At 35.4% G+C, this 6,429-nt stretch carries 9 protein-coding genes and 1 other RNA gene; 7 read left to right on the top strand and 3 right to left on the bottom strand.

What is annotated here, in order from left to right; genetic code table 11:
- Window positions 1–97 precede the first annotated feature (97 nt).
- Entirely contained in the window at window positions 98–475 is a 378-nt protein-coding gene (locus CYP05_RS04935) for a hypothetical protein (RefSeq protein WP_103642167.1), read from the top strand.
- 55 nt (window positions 476–530) lie between these two features.
- The gene (locus CYP05_RS04940) at window positions 531–1,256 is read left to right on the top strand and encodes a hypothetical protein (RefSeq protein ID WP_103642168.1); all 726 of its coding nucleotides are present in this window, start codon (window positions 531–533) and stop codon (window positions 1,254–1,256) included.
- 264 nt (window positions 1,257–1,520) lie between these two features.
- Here the strand turns inward: CYP05_RS04940 and rsmD are convergent, their stop codons facing one another.
- Together rsmD and CYP05_RS04950 are read right to left on the bottom strand one after the other, a co-directional pair.
- On the bottom strand, window positions 1,521–2,087 hold the full coding sequence (rsmD, locus tag CYP05_RS04945) for a 16S rRNA (guanine(966)-N(2))-methyltransferase RsmD (RefSeq protein WP_012001655.1): 567 nt from the start codon (window positions 2,085–2,087) through the stop codon (window positions 1,521–1,523).
- A complete protein-coding gene (locus CYP05_RS04950) occupies window positions 2,084–2,428 on the bottom strand; it encodes a hypothetical protein (RefSeq protein WP_012001654.1) in 345 nt (114 codons plus the stop codon). The genes rsmD and CYP05_RS04950 overlap by 4 nt, the downstream gene beginning before the upstream one ends.
- 119 nt (window positions 2,429–2,547) lie before the next feature.
- Between CYP05_RS04950 and CYP05_RS04955 the strand changes: the two genes are divergently transcribed.
- The 4 genes from CYP05_RS04955 to CYP05_RS04970 are packed head-to-tail and all read left to right on the top strand — an operon-like array spanning window position 2,548 to window position 5,307.
- A complete protein-coding gene (locus CYP05_RS04955) occupies window positions 2,548–2,943 on the top strand; it encodes a FlaG family protein (RefSeq protein WP_103642169.1) in 396 nt (131 codons plus the stop codon).
- 2 nt (window positions 2,944–2,945) lie between these two features.
- A complete protein-coding gene (gene fliD, locus CYP05_RS04960) occupies window positions 2,946–4,706 on the top strand; it encodes a flagellar filament capping protein FliD (RefSeq protein WP_103642170.1) in 1,761 nt (586 codons plus the stop codon).
- Between the two features lie 9 nt (window positions 4,707–4,715).
- Window positions 4,716–5,087, top strand: a complete 372-nt coding sequence (gene fliS / locus CYP05_RS04965; RefSeq protein ID WP_009293744.1) for a flagellar export chaperone FliS — start codon at window positions 4,716–4,718, stop codon at window positions 5,085–5,087.
- A complete protein-coding gene (locus CYP05_RS04970; protein WP_009293743.1) occupies window positions 5,080–5,307 on the top strand; it encodes a hypothetical protein in 228 nt (75 codons plus the stop codon). Before fliS ends, CYP05_RS04970 begins: the two co-directional genes overlap by 8 nt.
- Window positions 5,308–5,408: 101 nt before the next feature.
- Here CYP05_RS04970 and rnpB read toward each other — a convergent pair.
- An RNA gene (gene rnpB / locus CYP05_RS04975) (RNase P RNA component class A) lies at window positions 5,409–5,735 on the bottom strand.
- Between the two features lie 507 nt (window positions 5,736–6,242).
- On the opposite strand from rnpB, the gene CYP05_RS04980 reads away from it, so the two are divergent.
- Window positions 6,243–6,429, top strand: a 187-nt coding sequence (locus CYP05_RS04980) for a hypothetical protein (protein WP_141090280.1), incomplete at its 3' end; no start/stop codon positions are given.

Consider the following 6,429-nt stretch of genomic DNA (forward strand, 5'->3'; position numbering starts at 1 on the left):
CATTAAAATTTTGCAAATAAAAAAATAATAAATTCTTAATTGAATTTTGTTGTAAAAAGAAGTAAAATACACTACCATTTTACTTCAAAGGATAAAAATGTTTTTTATTGAAGACTTGAGACGCGTCGGTAGGTTTTTGGCTACTTTTATATCGTTTGTTGTCGGTATCGGAATTAGTGCTTTGTGTGTCCATTTTTTAAAAGATGATATATACTCTTTACTATTTGTAGTTGTTATTCCTTTAGTGTATTTTGGGCTTAAATTTTATTCAAAATGCCCAAACTGCAAAAATAGTTTTTGTACCAAAAAAATAGGTCAAGATACGCTGCGAGAAGAACTGGCAAGGGGGACTAAAAAAGTAGACAATAAAACAGTAAGTACAACTTTTAGGATAAAAGATATAAAAATTTATACCAAATGCGATAAATGCGGTTTTGAAAATTTTTATACGATAACCGAAAAAAGAGAGGTATAGTTTTTTATTAATCTTACAACATATTAAATAATTTTTAAGTAAAAAGGAATAAATAATGATTAACGAAGATTTCAAAAAATGGGCTTTGGGTTTTAGCGGTTGTGACGGCGGTGACATAGGTAGTCCAAAAAATCAGAGTACTTGGTTGTGCGGACTGGAATGGGGTGGTGGATTTAAGCCAGAACAACTAGCTGATGAGTTTAAGAATGATGTTAGTAAGCCACCAACAGGATATGAAAGTCACAAGATAAATTTAGACTATCAATTTAATACTAAAGCCGTTAAACTGCTTTGTGCACTTAATGGCGAAATTGACCACATAAAATTTAACGAAACAGTAAAACCATTTACATATGGAGCAAAAGGATTTTTCAAACTAAACTTATATCCACTTGCATTTAAAAATACTAGTCATAGTCTCTGGAGTGAGGGATTTGCCAAAGCAACCGGACTAGAAAATAAAAGTGCATACATGCACTGGATAGAGCAAAATCGTTTCCCTATGTTTAGGATGTGGATAAAGGAGTATAAACCGCGCTTAATAATCTGTGTAGGAATAAGCTATAAAAACAAATTTATTACTGCATTTGGTGGAGACGATGTGCAGGTAAATGAAGATATTGCAGGCGATAAGAAATTTTATTACTTCATAAATGAAAACGGTTCTATGATTGTAATAACGTATTTTCTAGGCAATCGATATGGACTAAACTCTAACGTGGCAATAAAAGCTACTGGCGAAAAAATAGCTAAAATTCTAGCCCAAAACAATAAAAGTTAAAGGAGCTTAAACAAACACAAACAAACATTAAATTATTGGAAAGCTTAGATGATTTTATTGATCACAAAAAAACTCAAAAAACAAATTTACTAATGGTAAAAATCCATAATGGTATTTAAAATTTAACTACAACTACGTCTCGCCACTACTTCTTAAAAGATATTAAGTATTAAAAATAAAATTTTAGATACAGCACAAAACACAAAAAATATCTACTGTGTTTTGCCAATAATAAAATAAAATCTGATTAAATTCCAATGTATTTTACTGAAAATAAGAGAGAGAAGTAGCTCCAAATTTTTTAAATTTAACAAGCTTGTATGCAGAAATTTCATCGCCAAATTTAAAGTCGCTGTTATGCTCAAAAACTATCATATAAATTTTCTCTTTTTTTAGCTGTGAGATCAAATTTACAAGCTTTTCGTAGATATCATCAAAGCCAGCTCTTATATCAAATGGCGGATCAAGATAGAGCAAAACCTTGCCATTTTGCGAATTTACAAGATCAGGCAAAAGCGCAAAGCTGTCGCCATTTATAGCTTTTAAATTTGGACTTTGCAGGCTTGCAAGGTTGCTTTGCGTGATCTTAAAAGCAGCCCTATCTTTTTCGATAGCGATAGCCTCGCGCGCTCCGTTACTAACAGCCTCGCTTGCCATCACGCCGCTTCCGCCAAAGCCCTCTATAAATGTAAGCGAGTAAATTTCATCTCTAATGACGTTAAAAAAGGACTCTTTTACGATGCTTTTTGTGCTTCTTGTCGTGCTTAGACTTGGTAGCTCTAGCCTTTTGCCTTTAAATTTACCACTTGAAATTTTGGTATAGAGTTTCACTGATTTGCCCTTAAAATTTCAAGCAGATCGGCTTTAAATTTATCGATTAAGAGTGATACTTTTTGCTCCAAACTCTTTTCATTTACTATCTGATCTGGCTCTTTTGCCTTTGAAATTTGCGTGGCTGAGTAAAACTCCTCGAGCGTATCAAGAAGAGTGGCTCTTGTGAATGGATGAGAGAGATGAGCATTCTTACCTATTATAAATAGCGGTTTTTTTGTGACGATCTCACGGTCACTTACTACAAAATCACAATCCTTATGATGAGCGGCTAAATTTCCACAAAAAAGCAACAAGGTCTTTTGCAGCAAAATGCAGTCACATTCAAATGAAATTTTCATATCCCGTCCTATAAATTTTGCTCGATTTTAACCTAAATAATCAAAAATTTATATAAATACTAAAGGAATTTAAAATTTTACCGATGTAGGAGCTAGCGTAAGTTTTAAGGAGTAAAAATATGGAGATTTTTAAAGCAGCAGCAAATCAAACACTTGATGCAAGCATGAGCACATCGGCTCAGCGTCAGATAGACAGCAGACCTATCGAACACTCTGATGTCAAAGTAAATGCCGACAAAAATGGCAAATCAAAGGATGCTAACGAGCTTGACGAACTTAGCAACGATGATCTTGCTAAAAAAACAAGAGAGGTCACTGATAGGCTAAACTATCAGATGCAGCAGCTCGATACTAATGTAAGATTTGCTTACAACGAGAAGTTAAATTTAATGGTAGTGCAAGTAAAAGACGCCAAAACAGGCGAAGAGATAACACAGCTTCCAAGCAAAGAAGCTATAAAAATCAGCGAGTATTTCAAAGAAAGTATCGGAATACTTTTTGACAAGGAGAGTTAAAAATGGCAGTAGGTAACGTAACAAATTTAGGCATCGGTACAAAAAATAGCGGCCTAAACGATGAGCTTATCAAGAAACTAAAAGAGGCTGATGAGGCTGGACAGATCAAACCACTTACAACAAGACTAGAGAAAAATGAGCTTAAGCAAAAGGACCTTGCGGCTCTAAAAACTCTTGTTAGCAACGTAAATGTTAGTGGCAAAACACTTGGAGGCGAGGCACTTTATCTAAAAAGAAATACAAATAACGCTGGCAAAAGCGTCACAGCTTCAGCGGCAAACGGCGTTAGCGTGCAAAGCTTTAGTATCGATGTGCAAAAACTTGCTCAAAAAGATACATTTCAAAGCAAGAATTTCAAAAATTCTTCAAGCATGGTGGGTGCGACAAATACTGGCTCATTTGATGTTGAGATAGACGGACAAAAATTCTCTATCGGTGTGACAAGATCGACAACGTATCAAGATATCGTTGATAAGATAAATGACGTAAGTGGCGGTAAATTGCAAGCTAGAATTTTAAATGTTGGTGGCGATAAACCAAACCAAATAATGCTTCAATCAGGCAGCACTGGCGCTACGCAGACTATCAAATTTTCAAACGACACTGCTGGCATTTTAGACAAGCTTGGCTGGGATGATACGCAGTTTCAAGACACAGACGAGCACGGCAATGCGCTAACAAATCCTGATGGCTCGCCAAAGATGACATCAAATTTGGAGAAAAATAGAATTCTAAAAGCACAAGATGCAGAATTTACATATAACGGCGTAAATATCAAAAGAAGCAAAAATAGCTTTGATGATCTAAGACCTGGCGTAAATATCACGCTAAATGAGACTGGCAGAACAAATGTCAGCATCTCTCAAAACACTGAAGAGGTCGTAAAAGCGGTTGAAGAGTTTATAAAAGACTACAACCTAATGACTATGAACCTTGAGATCGCTACAAAATATGACGAAGAAAAAGGCGCTGGCACTTTTCAAGGTGTAAGTGAAATTTCAAGCCTTAGATCAAACATCGGACGTCTAGTAAATGGTCAAGATAGCGAAGGAAAAGCGCTAAGTAAATTTGGCATAGTGCCAGATAAAGACGGTCAGCTTCAGCTTGATCTAAATAAATTTAATGCAGCTCTTAGTAAAGATCCAGAAGAAATTCAGAAATTTTTTATGGGTTCAAGCAAGACTGAGCCGATAAGCTACATGGGCAACTCAACCGTTAGCGCAGGTGCGTTAAATATCCAAGCTGGCGATCTTACGATAAATGGTAAGTCAGTTATATTTTCAACCGCAGCTGGCGGGACAGCTGAGGATAACGCTCTAAAACTTCAACAAGCCATCAATGACGCTGGTATAGACGGTGTCACAGCTAGCCTTGATCAAAGTGGCAAGAGGATCATCTTAAAAAGAAGCGATGGCGAAAATATCGAAGTAAAAGGCAAAGCTTCTGCACTAGCAACTCTTGGTATGAGCGAAGCCACTGTAAATCCAGTGACTAAAAAAACTGATGGTCTTTTTACAAAGCTAGCTAATATGCTTGATGGCGCTGTTGGCAAGAAAGGTACTATGATCGCTATGCAAAAACAGCTAAAAGACGAGAGTGAGTCTATCACTAAAAATAAAGAGAGCACTCAAAAGCTTTTAGATGAGAAATATACAACGATGCAAGAGCGCTTCATCAAGTATAACTCTATCATCGCAAGTTTAGAAAATCAGTTCTCAACTCTAAAATCAATGATAGATGCTGAGATAAACAGTAGAAAATAAGAGAGAAAAATGAATCAAAGTGCATATAGTGCATACGCACAGTCGAGTTTCGGAGGCATCGAGTCCCCGACTAAATTAATAGAAATGCTTTATGACGGAATTTTAAAATTTATATTTCGCACCAAAAAAGCGATCGAAGCTGGAGATATAGAGAAAAAAGTCTATTATATAAACAGAGCAAACGCTATCTTTGTCGAGCTTTTAAACTCACTTGATTATTCTCAAGGCGACGTAGCTCACTATCTTAGCGGACTTTATACAAGGCAGATGCAGCTTCTTGCTATGGCAAATATCCAAAATGATATTAATGCACTAAACGAAGTAACAAATGTCGTAAAGCAGTTATCAGAAGCATGGAGAGAGGTAACATCAGGTGAATAGCTGGATCAATGAATTTAAGCTAGCGTTAATAAACGAAGATACAAGAAAGCTAGCTGCACTATCACAAAGCTTTAGCAAAGATATGTTTAAAAGCTTAGCTTCGGCTCAAGAAGCACAAGCGCTAATCGGCGGTGCGATAGAGCTTTTTAAAACCAAATCTTCACACATCCAAAACGAGCTTACAAAACTACAAAAAGCTCAAAAATACGTAAAAAACTAATCTAATACCAAACTTTCAAGGCACGGCATATTTGCCGGTTTCGTCTTGAAAATCTTTCAAATTTACCAACTGCTTGTTACTTAAAATTTACTCTAAATTTAAGCAAAGGCACGGCGTTAAGCCGAGTTCTGTCTTGAGCGATCATTTATCTACGCTTGCTTTTACAAACAAGCTCTAGCGAAGGGTTTTAATATAAGACCAAAACCATCCCTTCTTACTGCAAGTTGGGTTTATATGGCCACGCAAGTTACCAAGCGTGCCGGTGGGCTCTTACCCCGCCGTTTCACCTTTACCGCCAAGGCGGAAGTTTGCTTTCTGTTACACTATCCCTTAGGTTTCCCTAGCCATCCGTTAGATGGAACTTTGTCTTATCGCAGCTCGGACTTTCCTCTTTTGCAAGATGCAAAAGCGACCGCTTACCGTGCCAGAGCGTGATTATATTTAAAAATATATAAATTTACCCTGCAACCAAATTTTTCATCAAATTTTATAAATTTATCTAAGAAATTTTTTGATTTTTGAACTCAAATTTTGTCACAAATTGGTATGAAATTAATTTTTTTATTTAATCTTTTTAAAATTACTTTACAAAAACAAGAGTAAAACACTCCAAATTTCACTTTTTTGTTATTTTGCTTTGAACCTTAAACCAATCTAATAAAATATACGACAAATCAACAAAAGGATACAAATTTAAATTTTAGCCCCGTAAAAACAAGAAATTCTTGCTTTTGCCAAACTATAAATTTTGCTTAAAAAGCTAAATTTAAATAGCAATTTTTTATAAATTTTTGCTCCAGTTTCATAAAAGTTATAATTATAAATATAAAGCAAACAAAAATTTAAAATTCGTTATTTTTCCCTAAAATTCTATATGTTTTACGAGAAAAAATTTGTATAATAAACCCTTAAAATCTAAACCAAGGAGGATATAGATGAATTTGCGTAGCATCTTAGTCAAGGTCTCAGCGATCATCGCTTTAGTTCTTGCCATTTGTATGGCTTGCTTTGTTTTCTATACATCACATGTCTTAGAACGTGAGATCAAGGATGGAGTAGTAACTACCGTTAAACAAAACGTTGCGCTTGCAATGGATACGGTTGAACTATTTAACAAGGACA

Origin of the sequence: Campylobacter concisus (assembly GCF_002913545.1) — a bacterium.
GTDB classification, from domain to species: domain Bacteria; phylum Campylobacterota; class Campylobacteria; order Campylobacterales; family Campylobacteraceae; genus Campylobacter_A; species Campylobacter_A concisus_AV.